Here is a 21,621-nt window from a genome sequence, read left to right on the forward strand (position 1 = left end):
GGGAGTACGCGTGAACGAGCAGGAGAAGCTCCTCAGTTACCTCAAGAAGGTCACCGGAGACCTGCACGAGACCCGCAGGCGGCTGCGGGAGGCCGAGTCCGCCTCCCGGGAACCGGTCGCCATCGTCGCGATGAGCTGCCGCTTCCCCGGCGGCGCCGACTCGCCCGAGGAACTGTGGCGGCTGCTCGCCTCCGGCGGCGACGCCGTCACCGAGTGGCCCGCCGACCGCGGCTGGAACCTCGCCGACCACTACGATCCCGAACCCGGCCGCCCGGGGAAGACGTACAGCACCTCCGGCGGCGCCCTCGCCGGAGCCGGCGACTTCGACGCCTCCTTCTTCGGCATCTCTCCGCGCGAGGCGATGGCGATGGACCCCCAGCAGCGGCTGCTCCTGGAGATCTCCTGGGAGGCGTTCGAGCGGGCGGGGCTCGACCCCACGGCCCTGCGCGGCTCCCGCACCGGCGTCTTCGCCGGCACCAACGGCCAGGACTACCCGGCCCTGCTGCTGGCCTCCCAGGAGACCCTGGAAGGACACGTCGGCACCGGCAACGCCGCCAGCGTCGTCTCCGGGCGCATCTCCTACACCCTGGGCCTGGAGGGCCCGGCCGTCACCGTCGACACCGCCTGCTCCTCCTCCCTGGTCGCCCTGCACCTCGCCGTACGGGCGCTGCGGTCCCGGGAGTGCGACCTGGCCCTCGCCGGCGGCGTCACCGTGCTGTCGACTCCCGGCCTGTTCCTGGAGTTCAGCAGACAGCGGGGCCTCGCCCCCGACGGCCGCTGCAAGGCCTTCGCCGAGGCAGCCGACGGCACCGGCTGGGCCGAGGGCGCCGGCATGCTGCTGGTGGAGCGGCTGGCCGACGCCCGCCGCCTCGGGCACCCGGTGCTCGCCGTCGTCCGGGGCAGCGCCGTCAACCAGGACGGTGCCTCCAACGGACTGACCGCCCCCAACGGCCCCTCCCAGCAACGCGTCATCTGGCAGGCCCTCGCCGACGCACAGCTGTCCACCGCCGACGTGGACGCCGTGGAGGCGCACGGCACCGGGACCATGCTGGGCGACCCGATCGAGGCCCAGGCCCTGCTCGCCACGTACGGGCAGGACCGGGAGACGCCGCTCTGGCTCGGATCGGTGAAGTCCAACATCGGGCACACCCAGGCCGCCGCCGGCGTCGCCGGCGTCATGAAGATGGTCCTCGCCATGCGGCACGGACTGCTGCCCCGCACCCTCCACGTCGACCGGCCCACCACCCACGTCGACTGGAGCGCGGGCCGCGTCGAACTCCTCACCGAGGCACGCCCCTGGCCCGCGGCCGAACGGCCGCGCCTGGCCGGTGTGTCCTCCTTCGGCGTCAGCGGCACCAACGCCCACGTCATCCTCGAACAGCCCGTCCCCGAACCGGCCGACCCGGCGACGCCCGCCCCGCCCGACGCCGTACCGGCGCGCACGCTCGCGTACGCCGTCTCCGGCCGCGGCGCCACCGCCCTGCGGGCCCAGGCCGCCGCCCTGCACGCCCGGCTGCGCACCGACGAGACGGTGGCCCCGCACGACCTCGCCTGGTCGCTGGCGACCACCCGGTCCGCGTTCGAACACCGCGCGGTCCTGCTCGCCGACGACCGCGCCGAACTGCTGCGCGGCCTGGAGGCGCTGGCGGCGGGCTCCCCGGCGGCCGGTCTCGTCCAGGGCGTGGCCGACGTCGACGGCCGCACCGTCTTCGTCTTCCCCGGCCAGGGCCCCCAATGGCCCGGCATGGCCACCGAACTCCTCGACACGGACCCGGACTTCCGCGACCACTTCACCGCCTGCGCGTCCGCCGTCGAACGGCACGTCGACTGGTCCGTCGAAGCCGTCCTGCGCGGCGCCGACGGCGCCCCCACCCTCGACCGCGTGGACGTCGTCCAGCCCCTGCTGTTCGTGACCATGGTGTCGCTGGCCCGGCTGTGGCAGTCCCGCGGCGTGCGCCCCGACGCCGTCGTCGGCCACAGCCAGGGCGAGATCGCGGCCGCCTGCGTCGCCGGCGGCCTCACCCTGGACGACGCGGCCCGCGTCGTCGTCCTGCGCAGCAGGGCCATCACCGCGCTCGCCGGACGCGGCGGCATGGCCTCGGTGCTGCTGCCGGTCACCGACGTCCGGGAACGGCTGGCACGCTGGGAAGGACGGCTGTCGGTCGCCGCCGTCAACGGCCCCGCCGCCGTGGTCGTCTCCGGGGACGCCGACGCCGTACGCGACCTCTGCGCCGAACTCACCGCCTCCGGCGCGCAGGCACGGCAGATCCCCGTCGACTACGCCTCCCACTCCGCGCAGGTCGAGGAGATCCACGAGCGGCTCCTCGCCGACCTCGCCGCCCTCCGCCCGCGCACCGCCGACGTGCCGTTCTTCTCCACCGTCACCTGCGACTGGCTCGACACCGAGCGCCTGGACGCCACCTACTGGTACGACAACCTGCGCCGCACCGTCCGCTTCGCCGACGCCGTACAGGCCCTCGCCGCCCAGGACTTCCGCGCCTTCGTCGAGTCCAGCCCGCACCCCGTGCTCACCGCCGCCGTCCGCGACACCCTCGACCAGGACGGCCGCACCGGCACCGTCGTCACCGGAACCCTGCGCCGCGGCGAGGGCGGCCCCCGCCGCTTCCTCACCTCCCTGGCCGAACTGAGCGTCCGCGGCGCGGTCCCCGCCGACCACATCGCCCCGGTCCCGACCGGCACCCGCGTCGACCTGCCCACCTACGCCTTCCAACGCCGCACCTACTGGCCCACCCCGGCCCAGCTCGCGCCCTCCGCGCCGACCGCCGGCACGGACCTCGACGCCCGCTTCTGGGAGACCGTCGAGAACGGCGAGACCGCCCCGCTGGCCGCCGCCCTCCACCTCGACCAGGACACCCTCGCCACGGTCCTGCCCGCCCTGAGCGACTACCGCAGGCGCAGCCGCGAGAACGCCACCGTGGACGCCTGGCGGTACCGCGTCACCTGGAAACCCCTGCCCCCCACCCCGGCACCCGTCCTGCACGGCAGCTGGCTCGTCGCCCTGCCCGCGGCGCACCAGGACCCCGACCACCCCGGCCACGGCCTCGCCACCGCTGTCGTCGACGCCCTCGCCCGCGCGGGCGCCGACCCGGTCACCGTCGCCGTCGCCCCCCACGACGGCCGCGACCGCATCGCCGAAGCCCTGAAAGCCACCGGCCAGGACCGGCCCCGGGCCGTCCTGTCGCTGCTCGCCCTCGACGAGGAGGAGTACGACGGGCTGCCCGGCCTGCCCCGCGGCTTCGCCGCCACCGTCTCCCTCGTCCAGGCGCTCGACGACCTCGGCCAGGAGGCACCCGTCTGGTTCGCCACCCGCGGCGCCGTCGCCACCGGTACGACCGAGACCGTCGACACCCCGGACCAGGCCCTCGTCTGGGGCTTCGGCCGCGTCGTCGCCCTCGAACAGCCCCAGCGCTGGGGCGGCCTGATCGACCTGCCCGCCACCCTCGACCCCGCCGGCGCCGAACGCCTCACCGCCGCCCTCGCCGGGGTCGGCCTGGAGGACCAGCTCGCGATCCGCGACACCGGCCTCCTCGCCCGCCGCCTCACCCGCGCGGCGACGGGCGGCCTCGGCAACGGCCGGGACTGGACCCCCACCGGCACCGTCCTCGTCACCGGCGGCACCGGCGCCCTCGGCCGCCAGGTCGCCCGCAGACTCGCCCGCCAGGGCGCCCCGGGCCTCCTCCTGGTCAGCCGCACCGGCGCCGACGCCCCCGGCGCCGCCGAACTCCGCAGCGAACTCACCGCACTCGGGGCCGGAAACGTCGACATCGCCGCCTGCGACATCGCCGACCGCGACCAGCTCGCCGCCCTGCTGGCCGCCGTCCCCGCCGAGCGGCCCCTCACCGCCGTCTTCCACACCGCCGCCGTCCTGCGGGACGGCGTCGTCACCACCCTCACCCCCGACCTGCTCGCCGAGGTCCTGCGCGTGAAGGTCGGCGGCGCCCGCAACCTCGACGCCCTCACCGCCGGGCTCGACCTCTCCGCGTTCGTCCTCTTCTCCTCGACCGCCGGCACGATCGGCGCCCCGGGCCACGCCAACTACGCCCCCGGCAACGCGCTCCTCGACGCCCTCGCCCAGCAGCGCCGCTCCCGCGGGCTGCCCGCGACCGCCGTCGCCTGGGGCCCCTGGGCCCACGGCGGCATGGCCGAGGGCTCGGTCGGCGAACGCCTCCAGCGGCACGGCGTACGCCCCATGGACCCCGAGCTCGCCCTCGGAGCCCTGCAACAGGCCCTCGACCACGAGGACATCACCCTCGCCGTCACCGACATCGACTGGGACCTGTTCGCCCACGCCTACACCACCGCCCGGCCCCGCCCCTTCCTCGACGACCTGCCCGACGCCCGGCGTGCCCTGACCGCCCGGCGCGGCCCCGACCACGACCCCCGGCACACCGCCGACGGCGACCCCCAGGACACCGGCGACCTCGTCCGGCGACTCGCGGCACTCCCCGAGGCCGAACAGCGCGCCGCCTTCGGGGAACTCGTCCGCGCCCACGCCGCCGTCGTCCTCAACCACGCCGGCCCGCAGGACGTCGAACCCACCCGCTCCTTCCGCGAACTCGGCTTCGACTCGCTCACCGCGGTGGAACTCCGCAACGCCCTCAGCGCCGCCGTCGGCCGCCCCCTGCCCGCCACCCTGGTCTTCGACTACCCCACCCCCACCGCCCTCGCCGAACACCTCCGCGCCGCCGTCGCCCCGGCCACCGGGAACACCCCGGACACCGCCCTCGCACTGCCGCGCGCGACCGACGACGACCCGATCGTCATCACCGCGACGAGCTGCCGCTTCCCGGGCGGGGCGGACACGCCCGAGGACTACTGGCGGCTGCTCGCCGACGGCACCGACGCCATCAGCTCCTGGCCCGACGACCGCGGCTGGGACGTCGACGCCCTCTACGACCCCGAGCCCGGCGTGCCCGGCCGCGCCAGCACCCGCGGCGGCGGATTCCTCGATCGCGTCGCCGACTTCGACCCCGGCTTCTTCGGGATCTCGCCGCGTGAGGCGCTGGCGATGGACCCGCAGCAGCGGTTGCTGCTGGAGCTGGCGTGGGAGGCGTTCGAGCGGGCCGGGATCGACCCGACGAGCCTGCGCGGCTCCCGCACGGGCGTCTTCGCCGGCACCAACTACCAGGACTACGCCTCCCGCCCCCTCGACCCCGCCACGGCCGAGGAGGTCGCGGGCCACCTCGGAACGGGCAACACCGCGAGCGTCATGTCCGGCCGGGTGTCCTACACGCTGGGCCTGGAGGGTCCGGCGGTGACGGTGGACACGGCGTGCTCGTCGGCGCTGGTGGCGCTGCATCTGGCGGTGCAGGCGGTGCGTTCGGGTGAGTGTGATCTGGCGTTGGCCGGTGGTGTGACGGTGATGTCGACGCCGGGGCTGTTCCTGGACTTCAGTCGGCAGCGGGGGCTTGCGGGGGACGGGCGGTGCAAGGCGTTCTCGGACGCTGCGGACGGTGCCGGGTTCTCCGAGGGTGCGGGTCTGGTGCTGGTGGAGCGGCTTTCGGGTGCGCGTGCGGCGGGGCGTGGGGTGCTGGCGGTGGTCGCGGGTTCCGCGGTCAACCAGGACGGTGCGTCCAATGGTCTGACGGCGCCGAACGGTCCTTCGCAGCAGCGGGTGATCCGGCAGGCGCTGGCGGGTGCGGGGCTCAAGGCTGCTGATGTGGATGCGGTGGAGGCGCACGGTACGGGTACGGCGTTGGGTGATCCGATCGAGGCGCAGGCGATCCTGGCGACGTACGGTCAGGATCGGGAGCGGCCGCTGTTGTTGGGGTCGGTGAAGTCGAACATTGGTCATACGCAGGCTGCGGCGGGTGCCGCGGGTGTGATCAAGATGGTGCTGGCTCTGCAGCACGGTGTGCTGCCGCGGACGCTGCATGCGCAGGAGCCGTCGTCGCACGTGGACTGGTCGGCGGGGGCGGTGGAGCTGCTCACGGAGCGTGTGGAGTGGCCGCGTGTGGAGGGGCGGACGCGGCGTGCGGGTGTGTCGTCGTTCGGGCTGAGTGGTACGAACGCGCATGTGGTGCTGGAGGAGCCGCCGGTGGAGCCGGTGGCGGATCCGGTGCCGGTGCCGGTTGTCGGTGGTGTGGTGCCGTGGGTGGTGTCGGGTCGTACGGCTGCGGCGGTGCGGGCCCAGGCCGGGCGGCTGGCGGAGTTCGTGGCCGGTGACGAGATGCTGGGCCTCGCCGAGGTGGCTGGTGCGCTGGTGCGGTCGCGGTCGCTGTTCGAGCACCGGGCGGTCGTCTGGGGTTCGGGCCGTGCGGAGTTGCTGCGGGCGCTGGAGGCGGTTGTTTCCGGCGAGGAGGCACCCAACGCGGCGACGGGCACGGCCCGCCGTGAGGCTCGCACGGCGTTCCTGTTCGCCGGGCAGGGCTCACAACGCCTCGCCATGGGACGGGAGTTGTACGACGCCTACCCCGTCTTCGCAGACGCCTTCGACGCGGCCTGCGCCCACTTCGACACCGAAGTGCCGCGTCCGCTGCGGGAGGTGGTGTTCGGTGAGGACGTCGACCTGCTGAACCGTACGGAGTTCACCCAGCCGGCCCTCTTCGCTCTGGAGGTGGCGCTGTTTCGGCTGCTGGAGTCGTGGGGTGTGCGGCCGGACGTGCTGGCGGGTCATTCGATCGGTGAGATCGCGGCGGCGCATGTGGCGGGTGTGTGGTCGCTGGCGGACGCGTGCCGTCTGGTGGCGGCGCGCGGCCGGCTGATGCAGGCGTTGCCGGCCGGTGGCGCGATGGTGGCGCTGCAGGCGGCCGAGGACGAGGTCCTGCCTCTCCTCGGTGAGGAGGTGGGTGTCGCGGCGGTCAACGGCCCGCGCTCGGTGGTGATCGCCGGTGCGGCGGATGCCGTGGCGGAGATCTCCGATCACTTCCGTGCCCTGGACCGCAAGGTCACGGCGTTGCGGGTGAGTCATGCGTTCCACTCGCCGTTGATGGAGCCGATGCTCGCCGACTTCCGCAAGGTGGCGGAGAGTCTGTCGTACGGGCGTCCGAAGCTGGCGATGGTCTCGACGGTGACGGGTGAGGTGGCCTCGGCCGACGAGGTGATGTCGGCGGACTACTGGGTGGCCCATGTGCGCCGGCCGGTGCGGTTCGCGGACGCGGTCCGGGTGCTGGCCGGACAGGGTGTCGGGCGCTGGGTGGAACTCGGCGCGGACGGTACCCTCACCGCCCTCGCCCAGGCCTGCCTCGACGACACCGACGCCGTGGTGATGACGCCGGTGCTGCGCAAGGACCGGCCCGAGGCCGCCTCGCTCCTCGCCGCCCTCGCCACTCTCTTCACCGACGGGTCCCCCGTCGACTGGGCGGCACAACTCCCGCCCACGGCGCCGGTGTTGCTGCCCACCTACGCCTTCCAGCGCCGCCGCTACTGGCTGGACGCCGCCGACCACGCCGGTGATGTCACCGCGGCCGGGCTGGAGCGCGCCGGGCACCCGCTGCTCTCGGCCACCGTCAGGGTCGCCGACACCGGCGGGCTCGTGCTCAGCGGGCGGCTGTCGGCCCGGGGCCACACCTGGCTCGCCGACCACTGCGTGCTGGGCCGTGCCATCCTGCCCGCCACCGCCTACCTCGAACTCGCCGTGCACGCCGGTGACCAGGTCGGCCTCGGCCAGGTCGCCGAACTGACCCTGGAGACCCCGCTGGTGCTGCCCGAGCGCGGTGCCGTGCAGCTCCAACTCGCCCTCGGCGGGGAGACGGAGGACGGGCGGCGGCCGTTCAGCGTGCACTCCAGGGCAGCCGACGCCGCGGCCGACCAGCCGTGGACCCGTCATGCCCAGGGGGTGCTGGCCGAGGAGTCCGAGCCGGTGCCGCAGGACACCGGTTCCTGGCCGCCGCCGGATGCCGTTCCGGTCGTAGCGGACCCGGCGGGGGAGGGCGACTGGTACGAGCTGTTCGCCGCCGGAGGGTTCGACTACGGGCCCGCGTTCCAGGGGCTCGGCCGTGTGTGGCGGAGGGACCGGGAGCTGTTCGCCGAGGTGGCGCTGCCGGAGTCCCACCGGTCCGAGGCGTCCCACTACGGGCTGCACCCGGCCTTGCTGGACGCCGCCGTACAGACCCTGCTCGTCAGGGCGCTGGACGCCTCCGGCGACCGGGAGGCGTCGGCGACCCTGCCGTTCGCCTGGAGCGGCTACTCCCTCCACGCGGCCGGAGCGACCGCCCTGCGCGTCCACCTGGCGCCCACCGACCGCCCGGACGAGTACGCGGTGACCGTCGCCGACCCCGACGGCCGGCCGGTGGCGACGGCGGACGGACTGCTGCTGCGCAGGATCGACGCCGAACGGCTCCAGGAGGCCCCCGGGGACGCGACGGCTCCCACCGCGCCGCCCCTGCTCGTGCAGCGCTGGCGGCGCGCCGATCCGCAGCCCGTCGCCCCGGCACCCGAGACCGTGCGCTGGGCGCTGATCGGGCAGGGCGACGGCGGCCTCGCCGAGACGCTCGACGCGGCCGGGGTGCACCTGGAGTGCTACGCCGACCTCGCCTCGCTCGCCGCGGCCGTCGACACCGGCACCGCCGCGCCCAGGATCGTCCTGACCGCCTGCACGGCCTTCGCCGAACCCGCCCCCGAGGGCACACGGGAACTGCTGGCCGGGGCCGTCGACCTCGTCGGACACTGGGTCGGCGACGACCGGTTCGCCGACTCGCGGCTGGTCCTGGTCACCCGCGGCGCCCTCGCCACCACCGACGCGGAGGACGTCGGCGACCTCGCCGCCGCCGCGCTGTGGGGGCTCGCCCGGTCCGCCCAGCTGGAGCACCCCGACCGCGTGCTGCTCCTCGACCTCGCCCCGTCCGGCACGGCGGACGACGACGCCTCGCCGGGCGCCGTAGCCGCCGCGGTCGCCGCCGCCCTCCCGCAGGCCGCTGTGCGCGACGGAGCACTGCTGGTGCCCCACCTCGCCGCAGCGGTCGCGGCCCTGGGCGACGCCGCCGAGCCCACGACCCCCTTCGCGGCCGGGGGCACCGTCCTCGTCACCGGCGCCACCGGAGCCCTCGGCACGCTGGTGGCACGGCACCTGGTCACCGCGCACGGAGCGCGCCGGCTGCTGCTGGCGTCCCGGCGGGGGCCGGACGCGCCCGGGGCCGACGCCCTGGCCGCCGAACTGGCCGCGCTGGGTGCGGAGACGACCCTCGTCGCCTGCGATGTCGCCGACCCCGACCGGCTGGCGGAGCTGCTCGCCTCCGTACCCGAGGAACACCCGCTGACCGCCGTAGTGCACCTCGCCGGTGTCGTACGGGACGCGACCCTGACCTCGCTGACCGACGCCCAGGTGGACGCCGTCCTGCGGCCCAAGGCCGACGCGGCCTGGCACCTGCACCGGCTGACGCAGGACCGCGACCTGTCCGCGTTCGTGGTGTTCTCCTCCGCGGCGGGCACCTTCGGCGCCGCCGGACAGTCCGCCTATGCCGCGGCCAACGCCTTCCTCGACGGGCTCGCCCGGCACCGGCGGGCGCACGGACTGCCCGCCACCTCCATCGCCTGGGGCCTGTGGGCGGCCGAGAGCGGAATGACCGCGGGGCTCGGCACCGCCGACCGGGAGCGGATGGCCAGGAACGGCATGCTGCCGCTGACCGCCGAAGCCGGCCTCGCGCTCCTCGACTCCGCCGTCGCCGCCCCCGACGCGGCCCTGGTCGCCGTCGCGAGCCGGTCCGCGGCGCCCGCCTCCCGTACGGTGGCGCGGCGCACCGCGGCCTCGGGTGCGCCGGCGGACGGCGGACGGGCGCTGTCCGCGCGGCTCGCCGGCCTCCCCGGCCCGCAGCGGCTCGCCGCGCTGCTGGACGCGGTCCGCGACCAGGTCGCCGCCGTCCTCGGGCACGACTCGACGGACGAGGTGCTGCCCGACCGGCACTTCGCGGAACTCGGCTTCGACTCGCTGACCGCCGTCGAACTGCGCAACAGGATCGCGACCCTGACGGGACTCCGGCTGCCTCCGACCCTCGTCTTCGACCACGACACCCCGCACGCGCTCGCCGCCGAACTGGCCGAACGGTTCGGGGAGGCGGACCCCGCCGGGCCGGACGACCCGGGCACGTCCCCGGGCGACGACACGACGGCCCGGCCCACCGCCCGCCCGGAGGACACCGTGGGCGCGCTGTTCCGCACCGCCTGCCGACAGGGCCGTGTCGACGACGGCTTCGCCCTGCTCCAGGCGGTCGCCGAGCTGCGCCCGGTCTTCGATTCCCCGGCCGCACTCACCGGCCCGCCCGCCGGACTGCGGCTGGCCGCGGGCGACGACGGCCCGTCCGTGATCTGCTTCAGTTCGTACGTGGCGCTCGCCGGTGTCCACCAGTACGCGCGGTTCGCCTCCGCCTTCCGCGGCCGTCAGGACGTGTGGGCGCTCCCCACGCCCGGCTTCGGGCGCGGCGAGCCGCTGCCCGCCACACTGGACGTGGTGGCCAGGACCCAGGCCGAGTGGGTGCTGCGCTGCGCGAACGGCAGGCCCTTCGTCCTCACCGGGTCGTCGTCCGGCGGCATCCTGGCCCTCGCGGCCGCCCGCCATCTGGCACAGTCGGGGCATCCGCCGCTGGGGGTGGCCCTCCTCGACACCTACATGCCGCGCGCCGACTCGCCGTTCACCCGCTTCTCGGCCGAGATGCTGAGCGGGATGTTCGACCGGGAGTCGATGTTCGCCGCCATGGACACCGACCGGCTCTCGGCCATGAGCTGGTACATCCGGATGATCGGCGAGTGGGACCCGGGCGCGCTGCCGGTGCCGGTGCTGCTCGTGCGGCCCGCCGAGCCGCCCGTCACCGGACCGACGCCGCTCGCGCCGGGGGAGTGGCAGAGCTCCTGGGACGGCGCGGACAGCGTGCTGGAGGTCCCCGGCAACCACTTCACGATGATGGAGTCACACGCCGCCACCACGGCGGGCGCCCTCGCCGGCTGGATCGCCACGGCACTGCCATCGCACACCGCGGGCCGCGACGCGGCCCGACCGACCGAGGGAGCATGATGCGGGTCCTGTTCGTCAGCCTGTCCGAGAAATCCCACATCTTTTTCATGACCCCGCTGGCGTGGGCGCTCACGGCGGCCGGGCACGACGTCCGGGTGGCCAGCCATCCCCTGGCGGTCGAGACCATCACCCGCGCCGGCCTCACCGCCGTCCCCGTCGGCACCGACCACGGCGTCCACCAGGACATGTCGGCCTACCGGGAGTCGCAGGACTACGAGACCGCCAACTGGAGCCGCTGCGAACGCGACCAGGTCGACTGGGCGGAACTGAAGGAGCGCTTCGCACTGAGCGTCCCCTACGCGTTCGCCCCCTACAACGACTCCATGATCGACGACCTGGCCGCGTTCGCCCAGGCCTGGCGGCCCGACCTGGTGATCCGCGACCCGCTGGCGTACGCCGGTGCCCTCGCCGCCCGGATCAGCGGAGCCGCCCACGCCCGCCTGATGTGGTGCTCCGACGTGTGGGGCCGCACCCGGCAGACGTATCTGGAGCTGATGCGGGAGCAGCCCGAGGCGGAACGGACCGACCCGCTCGCCGAGTGGATGGCCGCGCGGTCCGAGCCCTTCGGGTTCTCCTGCGACGAGGAACTGCTGCACGGCCAGGCCACCATCAGCACCCTGCCCCGCTCCCTGTCGATCCCGTCGGCCTCCCCCGAACTGCCCATGCGGTACGTCCCCTACAACGGCCGCGCGGTGGTCTGGGACTGGCTGCGGGAGGCGCCCAAACGGCCCCGGGTCTGCCTCAGCCTCGGCACCTCCAACACCGAGAACTACGGCGACGACTACGTCTCCATACCGCGCATCCTCGACGCCCTCGCCGACGAGGACGTGGAGGTGGTGGCCGCCCTGCTGCCCGCCCAGCTGGAGCAGCTCGGCACCGTCCCCGACAATGCCCGGGTCGTCCACTCGGTCGCCCTGAGCACGCTCCTGCCGAGCTGTTCGGCCGTCATCCACCACGGCGGCTACGGCACCTTCGCCACCGCCATGGTCGCCGGAGTGCCCCAGATGATGCTCTCCACCCTGATCGCCGACCACGAGCAGCGCGGCGGGGCGCTCGAACGCGCGGGAGCCGGCATGTACCTGCGCCACGGCGACGCCACCGTGGAGAAGGTCCGCGACGGGGTGCGGCGGCTCGTCGGCGAGCCGGAGCCCCGGGACGCGGCCCGCCGGCTGCGCGCCGAAGCCGAGGCCATGCCCCGCCCGCACGACCTGGTGGCCGACCTGGAACGCCTGGCCGAAGTGCGCTGAGCACCTCCGCCGGCCGGGTGCCGCACCGAGAACCAACCCCGACGAAAGAACAGGACAACCCCATGAAGATCACCGTCGACCGCGAGCGCTGTGTCGGAGCCGGTCAGTGCGTGCTGGCCGCGCCCGCCGTGTTCGAGCAGAAGGAGGACGGTCTCGTGGAGCTGCTGCTGCCCGAGCCGGAGCAGGACCTGCACGAGGCCGTGACCGAGGCGGAGCTGATCTGCCCCTCGGGCGCGATCGAGCTGCAGTCCTGACGGCGGCCCTCCCCCTCACCCACGACCCCAGTCAGACGGGATGAATCCGTGAAGGCTCTCGTGCTCTCGGGGGGTGCGGGCACCCGGCTGCGGCCGATCACCCACACCTCCGCCAAGCAGTTGGTGCCGGTCGCCAACAAGCCCATCCTCTTCTACGGCCTGGAGGCCATCGCGGACGCCGGGATCACCGAGGTCGCGATCGTCGTCGGCGACACCGAGAACGAGATCCGGCAGGCCGTCGGCGACGGTTCCGGCTTCGGCCTCGACATCACCTACCTGCGACAGGAAGCACCCCTGGGCCTGTCGCACGCCGTCCTGATCGCCCGGGACTTCCTCGGCGACGACGACTTCGTGATGTTCCTCGGCGACAACTTCGTCTTCGGAGGCATCACCGACGCCGTGGACGCGTTCCGCAAGGAGCGCCCGGACGCCCAGCTCCTGCTCACCCGGGTGCCCGACCCGTCCGCCTTCGGCGTCGCCGAACTCGACGACCTCGGGCGCCTGGTGAGTCTGGAGGAGAAGCCCGCGCAGCCCCGCAGCGACCTCGCGCTGGTCGGCGTGTACCTCTTCGGGCCCGCGATCCACGAGGCGGTGCGCGCCATCCGCCCCTCCGCCCGCGGCGAGCTGGAGATCACCGACGCCGTCCAGTGGCTGCTGGAACGCGAGCACGACGTGCGCACCACCGTGATCACCGGCTACTGGAAGGACACCGGCAACGCCGCGGACATCCTCGACGTCAACCGCAGACTGCTGGACCTGCTGGAGTACCGCGTCGACGGTGACGTCGACGAGACCAGCGAGATCGTCGGCCGGGTGCACATCGACGCGGGCGCCGTCATCCGCGGTTCGCGCATCGTGGGCCCCGCGATCATCGGTCCCGGCACCGTGGTCGAGAACTCCTACATCGGCCCGTCGACGTCCATCGCGGAGGACTGCGTCATCCGCGACAGCGAGATCGAGTTCTCGATCATCCTGCGGGAGTCCCGGTTCGACAGCATCCGCCGGGTGGAGGGCTCCCTCGTCGGACGCAACGTACGGGTCTCCCTGGGCCCCCGCGTGCCCGCCACCCACCGGCTGGTGATCGGCGACCACGGGCGGGTGCAGATCTCCTCATGACACGCCCGCACCCCGCCCCGCCCACCGCCCGCACGGGCGCCACCCGCATCCTGGTGACCGGCGGCGCCGGCTTCATCGGCTCCCACCACGTGCGGACCCTCCTCGGACCCGCCGGTCCGGCCGGTGTCACCGTCACCGTCCTGGACCACCTCACCTACGCCGGCAACCCCGCCAACCTGGACCCGGTACGCGACCACCCCGCGTTCTCCTTCGTCAAGGGCGACATCTGCGACCGGGAACTCGTCGACGACCTCATGGCCGGCCACGACGACGTCGTGCACTTCGCCGCGGAGTCCCACGTGGACCGCTCGATCCTGCATCCCGCCGAGTTCGTCCGCACCAACGTCCTGGGCACGCAGACCCTCCTCGACTCGGCGCTGCGCCACGGCGTGCGCACCTTCGTGCACGTCTCCACCGACGAGGTGTACGGCTCCCTCGACACCGGGGCCTGGACCGAGGACAGCCCGCTGCTGCCCAACTCCCCCTACTCCGCCTCCAAGGCCTCCTCCGACCTGCTCGCCCTGGCCTACCACCGCACCCACGGCCTGGACGTACGGGTGACCCGGTGCTCCAACAACTACGGCCACCACCAGTACCCCGAGAAGGTCGTCCCGCTGTTCGTCACCCACCTCCTCGACGGCCGCAAGGTGCCGCTGTACGGGGACGGCGGCAACGTACGCGACTGGCTGCACATCGACGACCACGTCCAGGGCATCGAACTGGTCCGCACCGGCGGCCGCCCCGGCGAGGTCTACAACATCGGCGGCGGCACCGAGCTGACCAACCGCCACCTGACCGACCTCCTCCTCGACGCGTGCGGCGCCGGGCCGGACCGCGTCGAGTACGTCGCCGACCGCAAGGGCCACGACCGTCGCTACTGCGTCGACTGGTCCAAGATCCGCGACGAGCTCGGCTACCGGCCGCGCAAGGACTTCGCCACCGGCCTGGCCGAGACCGTCGCCTGGTACCGCGAGAACCGGTCCTGGTGGGAGCCGCTGAAACAGACCGTGGAGATGACCCGTTGAGCAGCCTGGACGAGATCGTCGTCGTCGGCGCGGGCGCCGCCGGCGCCACCACCGCCGAGACCCTCAGACGCCAGGGCTACGAGGGCCGCCTCACCCTCGTCGGCGGCGAACCCCATTCGCCGTACGACCGGCCGCCGCTGTCCAAGCAGGTCCTCGCCGGCCGGTGGGAGCCCGACCGCATCCGACTGCGCGGGCCCGAGGTCTACGACCGCCTCGGCATCGACCTGCGCCTGGGCACCCCCGCCGCCCGCCTGGACCCGGCCGGCCGCGCCGTCGAACTCGCCGACGGCGGCCGGCTGCGCGCCGACGCCGTGGTGATCGCGACCGGCGTACGGCCCCGGACCCTGCCCGGCACCGAGGGCGTGACCGGTGTCCACGTCCTGCGCACGCTCGACGACGCCCTCGCCCTGCGCGAGGCCCTGGGCGAAGGACGCCGCCTGGTCGTGGCCGGGGCCGGTCTGCTCGGCACGGAGGCGGCCGTCGCCGCCCGCGGCCTGGGGGCGGACGTCACGCTGGTGGGCGGCGACCCGGTACCGCTGCTCGACCTCCTCGGACCGCAGGCGGCCGGACTGGTCGCCGCCGCCCACCGCGATCTCGGCCTGCGCTTCAGGCGCGGACGGGTGAGCGCGGTGGTGGGCGCGGGGGGCGTGGCCACCGGGGTCCTGCTGTCCGACGGAACGCACCTGCCCGCGGACGTGGTCCTGATCGCGACGGGTTCCCTCCCCCACACCGAGTGGCTGGCGGGCAGCGGCGTCCCGGTCGGCGACGGCGTCCTCTGCGACGACCTGGGCGCGGCCCGCCCCGGGGTGTGGGCCGCGGGCGACGTCGCCAACCGACCCGACCCGCGCACCGGACGGCGCCGACGGTGGGAGCACCGTACGCAGGCCACCGACCAGGCGGTCGCGGTCGCCCGCAACCTGCTCGCCGGCGCCGGGGCCCGGCCCGCCGCGCCGCTGCCGTACTTCTGGACCGACCAGCACGACCTGCGGATCCAGGTGTTCGGGGAGATCGCCGGCACCGACCGCTGCCATCTCGTCGAAGGCAGCCCCGCCGAGCGGAAGTTCACCGCGGTCTACTGCGCCCAGGACCGGGTCCGCGCCGCCGTCGCCGTCAACCTGCCACGCGCCGTCCAGCAACTCCGCCCCCTGGTGGAGAGCGCAGCCGTGTGGACGGGGCTGCCCACGGAGGCCCCTACCGGTCAGGTGCACTGATCACGAGCGCTGTCGACGGTCCTCGGCTTGATCATGGCGAGACCGCCGGGGTGGTGTCGAGGCCGAGACGGGCACCTCACGCGTCGCGGCCCCCACGTGGACGGCTCGCCGGCGGGCCGAGCGGAAGCAGGGGCTGCCCGACCGGCCCGGCCCGTCCCGGGGCACCCCGCCTCGACCGCGCACCGCGTGCTGCTCTCGGGCCGGTGGGCGCGGGCCGGGTCGCCGGTCGCGCCACCGTCTCTCCCGCCGGGAGGCGTCAGCCCTGGGGTGGGGCCACGACGACGGGGAGGGTCTCGTGGGCGCGCAGGATGAGCCGGTCCTGGCGGGTCGGCTCCGCGTCGGGCGCGAGGGCCAGGGCGGGGAACCGGGAGATCAAGCGGGAGAAGGCGATGGTGGCCTCCGAGCGGGCCAGTACGGCACCGAGGCAGTAGTGCGCGCCTCCGCTGAAGCTGAGCGGCTGGATGTCCTGGCGGCCCGGGTCGAAGCGGTCGGGGTCGTCGTAGCGGGCCGGATCGCGGTTGGCGGCTCCCAGGAGCAGCAGCACCTGACTGCCCGCGGGGACGGGGACGCCCTCGATCGAGATGCCGTCCGCCATCGCCACGCGATGGGTGACCTGCCCGGGGGTGTCATAGCGCAGCACCTCTTCGACGAAGTCGGCCACGTCGACGGTGCCCTCGCGCAGGCCGGCCATCACCTGGGGGTGCTCGAGCAGCAGTTGGAGACCGTTGCCCAGGAGATAGGTGGTGGTCTCAAGGCCCGCCAGAAGCACTTGGGTGAGGTTGGCGACGAGCTCCTCGTCGGTCTCCAGGGCACCCCGTTCCCGTGCCTTCACCAGAGCGGTGACCAGGTCGTCGCGCGGATCGGCTCGACGTGCCTCGGCCAGATGGGTGAAGTAGTCTCCGATCTCCAGAGCCGCCCGGTCGGCGGTCTCGAGGCCGGAGGGGTCGGCCATGAGTTCCAGTGCGGCCATCATGTCGATGGCCAGGCCGTGGAGGTGGGACCGGTCCCCGTCGGGCACACCGACCAGTTCGCAGATGACACGGGCCGGCAGGGGGAAGGCGAAGGCGTCCATGAAGTCCACCGGGCGGGCACCGGCTTCCGCGAGGGCGTCGAGCAGGGTGTCGGTGTGCTCGGCGATCGTTTTCTCCATGGCGGCCACCCTGCGGGCGGTGAACAACGGGGAAATCGGTGATCTCATACGCCCGTGGTGGGGCGGGTTGGCGTAGAGGATGGACCGGTTCAGCATGGCAAGGGAGGGATGTTCGTCGAGGTCGACGCCCAGCGACGCCATGGTGATGTCGGTCCCGAGCCCCGGGTTGCGCAGAGCCTCTTTGACGGCCTCGTAGCCGCCGACCATCACGAGGCCTTCACCGGCCGGGGCGGCGGGCCCCAGTTCATGGACGAGGGTGTACAAGGGGTAGCGATCGGCCCGCCCCTCGGGTGTCAGCAATTGGTTGATGATGGACTGTGCGTCCACGGGCCCTCCTCGTGATGCGAACGGCGAGTTCGATGAAGCCGGGTGGTTCGGAAGCCGAACGTCCCTGCCCGGTTCGGCGCACCGCGCAAGCCTGTGGGCGCCGTCCGGTCGTCGAAGCACCAGTGCGGACTCGGGGCCGGTGACGGGGACTCCTCGAGCAGCCGTCGCGCAGGACAGGGACGGACCGGGTACGACGACGCTAGGGCCGTATGGCGTCCGGCAGCCGCCCCGAGGGCCGAGGGCTGGGGGAACCACCAGTTTCCGCCGCCTGACCGACGCCGTGGTACCGGCTGTCGGTCCGCACACCTACGAGGTGGCCGGCCTGCCACGGGGCCCGCCGTCGTGACGGGCTCTCTCGGGTGAGGGGTGAGGGGTGAGGGGTGAGGGGTGAGGGGTGAGGGGTGAGGGGTGAGGGGTGAGGGGCCAGGTCCGGTGCGCCCCGCGGTGGTCGGGGCGTTCACCCGGCGGGCGGCGCGGTGGGACGGTCCACCCGTAGGGGGCGGTCCGTCAGGACAGCCACGCGTCAGGTGCCGGGCCGCCGCGCCCGACGGGCGGGAAGAGGGCGTCGAGCCCCGCTACGAACGCCTCCGGCAGCGGGGAACGCAGCGCTGCGAGCGCCCCGTCGACGTGCTGTTCCGTCCGCGGACCGATCACCGCGCCCGTCACCCCGGGGCGCGACAGCGTCCAGGCCAGCCCCGCCTCCGCCGGATCGAGACCGTGGTCGGCGCAGAGCTTCTCGTAGGCGCCGATGGTGTCGCGGTACTGGTCGAGGGCCTCCGCGGCACGGCCCTGGGCCGACTTCACCGCGTCGTTCTCCCGCAGCTTGCGCAGGACACCGCTGAGCAGACCGCCGTGCAGCGGGGACCACACCAGCACGCCGAGGCCGTACGCCTGCGCCGCGGGGATGACCTCCAGCTCGGCGTGCCGGGTCACCAGGTTGTACACGCACTGCTCGGACACCAGGCCGAGGGTGTGGCGACGCCTCGCCGCCTCCTGCGCGGACGCGATGTCCCAGCCGGCGAAGTTCGACGAGCCGACGTAGCGCACCTTGCCCTGGGCGACCAGCAGGTCCATCGCCTGCCACACCTCGTCCCAGCCCACCGACCGGTCGACGTGGTGCATCTGGTAGAGGTCGATCCAGTCCGTGCCCAGCCGCCGCAGCGACGCCTCACAGGCGGAGACGATGTTGCGCACCGACAGGCCGTGCGCGTTGAGACCGTCGCCCATCGGGTCGCCGACCTTGGTGGCGACGACGACCTCGTCACGCCGGCCGGGGCTCTTGGCCAGCCATCTGCCGATGACCTCCTCCGTGTGCCCCTTGTACACCCGCCAGCCATAGGTGTTGGCGGTGTCGACGAAGTTGATGCCCTCGGCCAGGGCGTGGTCCATCAGACGATGCGCCTCTGGCTCCTCCACCCGGCCACCGAAGTTCACGGTGCCGAGGACCAGCCTGCTGACGCGCAGACCCGTCCGGCCCAGCTGAGTGTGCAACACGTGGTCATCCTCGTGAGTGAGGGCCGGACCCGCTCTCCGGGCCGCCGGCCGTGGGGGTGCCGGGCTGCGGCGACAGGAGGGGCCACAGACCGGCACGCGCGTGGTAGATGTTGACGATCACCAGCATCAGCAGCGTGAAGACGCCGTACTGGGCGCCGTTGAGCGCGGGCACCACATGCACCGGCAGCGTGTACGCCATCAGCGTCCGTATCCCGGAGTCCACCAACAGCCCGACGCCCCAGATCACCGTGGTGACCCGCCAGATCCGCCGGAAGAGGGGCTCCTCCTCCCACAGTTGGTCCCAGTCCCGGTCACCGGTGGTACGCCGCTCCAGCAGCCGGCGGGAGAAACCGAACGCGAGGGGCCGCCGGCCGCGCAGGGACACCAGGAAGCCGAGCCCGGCCACCGCCGTCAGCCAGCCGTCGCGCACCAGCAGCAGCCGCGCGCTCCCCCCGGCCAGCGAGACCACGATGCTCAGCACCAGCATGGTCGTCACGAACGCCCCGAGCACGTCCACCCGCCGCGTCCGCACGAACCGCACCAGCGTCGCCGCCCCCGGCACCACGGCCCCGGCGGTCAGCGCGAGCACATCGCTCACACCGGCGGCCGTCAGCCCGTAGTAGAGGCCGATGGGGACGCCCAGGTCCACCAGGACGGTCAGCAGCAGGGGTGGCCCGGACGCGGTCTGCGGGTGCTGTTCCGGATGGGGGTGTCCACCGCTGGTCATGAGTTCTCCGTCCGATGGGGGCGGTACGGAACATGTGCCGGATCGCCCTCTTGCCGAGGCAGTCCGGCACACGCACAGCGTACGGGCGACCCCCCGCAACGGTCCCGCCGGCACCCACCGCAGCGTGCCAACACGCTGGAATTCCCTAGAACTCCGCGGCACTTGACGGCCCGGCGGCTCCTCGGTGCTAGCGTCGGGCGCCAGCTCCACCGGGCATATATGTCCTTTTTCGCCGTGGCCGCAGGAATCCCGATCCGCCCGCCGTCGCCCGGCCCACCGAGCCCTGTCAGCCTCCGCAGACCAGGAGACATCCGTGACCGACGTTCATACGACCCCCGAGTCGGCTGCGCCGACCGAGTCCATCCCCACCCCGGACTCCTTGGGGCTGAAGGAGATGCGCGAGGTCATCCGCAACATCCCCGGCTACATGTCCCGGCTGCGCGACAAGCACGGCCCCGTGGTCCGCATTCCCATGGGCAAGGACGAGGTCTTCCTCCTCAGCGACTTCGACGTCGTCCAGGACGTCATCGTCGCCTCCAGCCGCCGCTTCGACAAGGACACCAAGAAGACCGGCCCCGGGCCCGACGACTGGGGCGCCAACCTCGAGACCATCCTGGGCCGCAACGTCCTCGGCAAGGGCCTGGTCACCAGCGTCGGCACCTACCACCGCCGGCAGCGACGGCTCATCCAGCCCGTCTTCCACCGCAAGCGCATCGCCGGATACGGCTCCAGTTTCGCCGCCATCGCCGACGAGGCCTCGGGGAAGTTCACCGACGGCGAGAAGTTCAACTTCCACGAGTCCATGTACGAACTCGCCCTCGGCATGGTCACCCGCACCCTCTTCGACGTCTCCCTCGAAAGCGAGGCCGCCGAGAGCATCCGCACCGCCTTCCCCCGCGAGGGCGGCCCGCTGCGCTGGGAGCTGAGCCCCTTCGGCAAGGTCCTGCTGCGCCTGCCGCTGCCCGCCAACCGCCAGCTCAAGCGCGGCCTGCGGAACATCGACGACATCGTCTACGCCATGATCGAGGAACGGCGCCAGGGCTCCGGCGACGGCGCGGACCTGCTGTCCGTCCTGCTGACCGTCACCGACGCCGACACCGGCGAGCACCTCACCGACCTGGAGGTGCGCGACGAGGCCGTCACCCTGCTGATGGCCGGTCACGAGACCTCCTCCGGTGCCCTGACCTGGGCGTACCAGCTCCTCGGCACCAACCCCGAGACCCGCGAGCGGCTGCACGCGGAAGTCGACGAGGTGCTCGGGGACCGGCTGCCCACCGTCGAGGACCTGCCCGACCTGAAGTACGCCGACGCCGTCTACTCCGAGGCGCTGCGCCTGTACCCGCCGGCCTGGAACCTCGTCAGGCGCTCGCTGGAGGACTACACGGCCAACGGCTACCAGATCCCCCGCAACAGCGTGGTCATCTGCAGCCCCTACGTCCTGCACCGCGACCCCACCTGGTGGCCCGAGCCCGAGCGGTTCGCCCCCCAGCGGTTCCTGGCCGAGTCCGACCCCTCCGACCCGCTGGCGGGTCACGCCAAGGCGGCCGGCCGGCCCAGGCTGGCGTACCTCCCCTTCGGCGCCGGACCCCGGCAGTGCATCGGGAACGTCTTCGCTCAGATGGAAGGCGTCATGGCACTGGCGACCCTCAGCCGCCACTGGGAGTTCGAGCCCGTCGACAAGGGGCCCGTCCGGGTCGCCAGCGACATCACCCTGCAGCCCCGCGGCGGCCTCGAGATGATCGCCCGCCGCCGGCGCTGAACGCCGCTGACCAGGGCGGAAGAAGTAGAAGTCTCCCTAGATGGCGGCTAGCGCGCGGGACTGATCCGCTCGCCAGCCGCAAGGATGACGAACACCGGAACCAACGATCGCATCGCAGACATCGATCGTCTCGCAGGTCGCGCGGGAGTCGGATCCGGCCGGAATGCGCGGCCGGAAGTAGAGCCGGATCCGTAGGGCGGAGGCAGTGGCCGTGTTGCCAGAAGACGCACAGGCACGGGAAAACGCGTCGGAATCCCTTCAGGGACCCGAGAACCCTCAGGAAGGGGCTTCTCTTCGAAGGCCCGTCCTGCCGGGGGAGACGGCCCGTATCTCGTCGGAACCCCC

General features: G+C 73.5%; 10 protein-coding genes. 7 read left to right on the top strand and 3 right to left on the bottom strand.

The window, feature by feature from the left end:
- The first annotated feature begins 10 nt into the window (after positions 1-10).
- The 6 genes from U5640_RS39735 to U5640_RS39760 all read left to right on the top strand — a co-directional run bounded on the left by U5640_RS39735 (position 11) and on the right by U5640_RS39760 (position 15,819).
- Complete coding sequence (locus U5640_RS39735) at positions 11-10,966, top strand: SDR family NAD(P)-dependent oxidoreductase (protein ID WP_340384077.1); 10,956 nt, start codon at positions 11-13, stop codon at positions 10,964-10,966.
- Positions 10,966-12,213, top strand: coding sequence for an activator-dependent family glycosyltransferase (locus U5640_RS39740; protein ID WP_340385613.1), 1,248 nt, complete (start codon positions 10,966-10,968; stop codon positions 12,211-12,213). Before U5640_RS39735 ends, U5640_RS39740 begins: the two co-directional genes overlap by 1 nt.
- Before the next feature lie 62 nt (positions 12,214-12,275).
- A complete protein-coding gene (locus U5640_RS39745) occupies positions 12,276-12,467 on the top strand; it encodes a ferredoxin (RefSeq protein ID WP_340384078.1) in 192 nt (63 codons plus the stop codon).
- 48 nt (positions 12,468-12,515) lie between these two features.
- Positions 12,516-13,583: a glucose-1-phosphate thymidylyltransferase gene (locus U5640_RS39750; protein ID WP_340384079.1), complete on the top strand. Its 1,068-nt coding sequence runs from the start codon at positions 12,516-12,518 to the stop codon at positions 13,581-13,583.
- Complete coding sequence (gene rfbB / locus U5640_RS39755; protein WP_340384080.1) at positions 13,580-14,608, top strand: dTDP-glucose 4,6-dehydratase; 1,029 nt, start codon at positions 13,580-13,582, stop codon at positions 14,606-14,608. The genes U5640_RS39750 and rfbB overlap by 4 nt, the downstream gene beginning before the upstream one ends.
- On the top strand, positions 14,605-15,819 hold the full coding sequence (locus U5640_RS39760) for an FAD-dependent oxidoreductase (RefSeq protein ID WP_340384081.1): 1,215 nt from the start codon (positions 14,605-14,607) through the stop codon (positions 15,817-15,819). Before rfbB ends, U5640_RS39760 begins: the two co-directional genes overlap by 4 nt.
- 256 nt (positions 15,820-16,075) lie before the next feature.
- On the opposite strand, the gene U5640_RS39765 is transcribed toward U5640_RS39760, so the two are convergent.
- The 3 genes from U5640_RS39765 to U5640_RS39775 form a co-directional block, all read right to left on the bottom strand.
- Positions 16,076-17,296 (bottom strand): cytochrome P450, encoded by a 1,221-nt coding sequence (locus U5640_RS39765; protein ID WP_340384082.1) that lies wholly within the window; start codon positions 17,294-17,296, stop codon positions 16,076-16,078.
- A 507-nt stretch (positions 17,297-17,803) separates the two neighbouring features.
- A complete protein-coding gene (locus tag U5640_RS39770; protein WP_340384083.1) occupies positions 17,804-18,790 on the bottom strand; it encodes an aldo/keto reductase in 987 nt (328 codons plus the stop codon).
- A 4-nt stretch (positions 18,791-18,794) separates the two neighbouring features.
- Positions 18,795-19,517 carry a VC0807 family protein gene (locus U5640_RS39775; protein WP_340384084.1) on the bottom strand — a complete coding sequence of 241 codons (723 nt, stop codon included), beginning with the start codon at positions 19,515-19,517 and terminating at the stop codon, positions 18,795-18,797.
- 313 nt (positions 19,518-19,830) lie between these two features.
- Between U5640_RS39775 and U5640_RS39780 the strand changes: the two genes are divergently transcribed.
- Positions 19,831-21,276 (top strand): cytochrome P450, encoded by a 1,446-nt coding sequence (locus tag U5640_RS39780; RefSeq protein ID WP_340384085.1) that lies wholly within the window; start codon positions 19,831-19,833, stop codon positions 21,274-21,276.
- Positions 21,277-21,621: the final 345 nt, after the last annotated feature.

It is taken from the genome of Streptomyces sp. SS7 (genome assembly GCF_037993025.1).
In the GTDB taxonomy this organism is placed as follows: domain Bacteria; phylum Actinomycetota; class Actinomycetes; order Streptomycetales; family Streptomycetaceae; genus Streptomyces.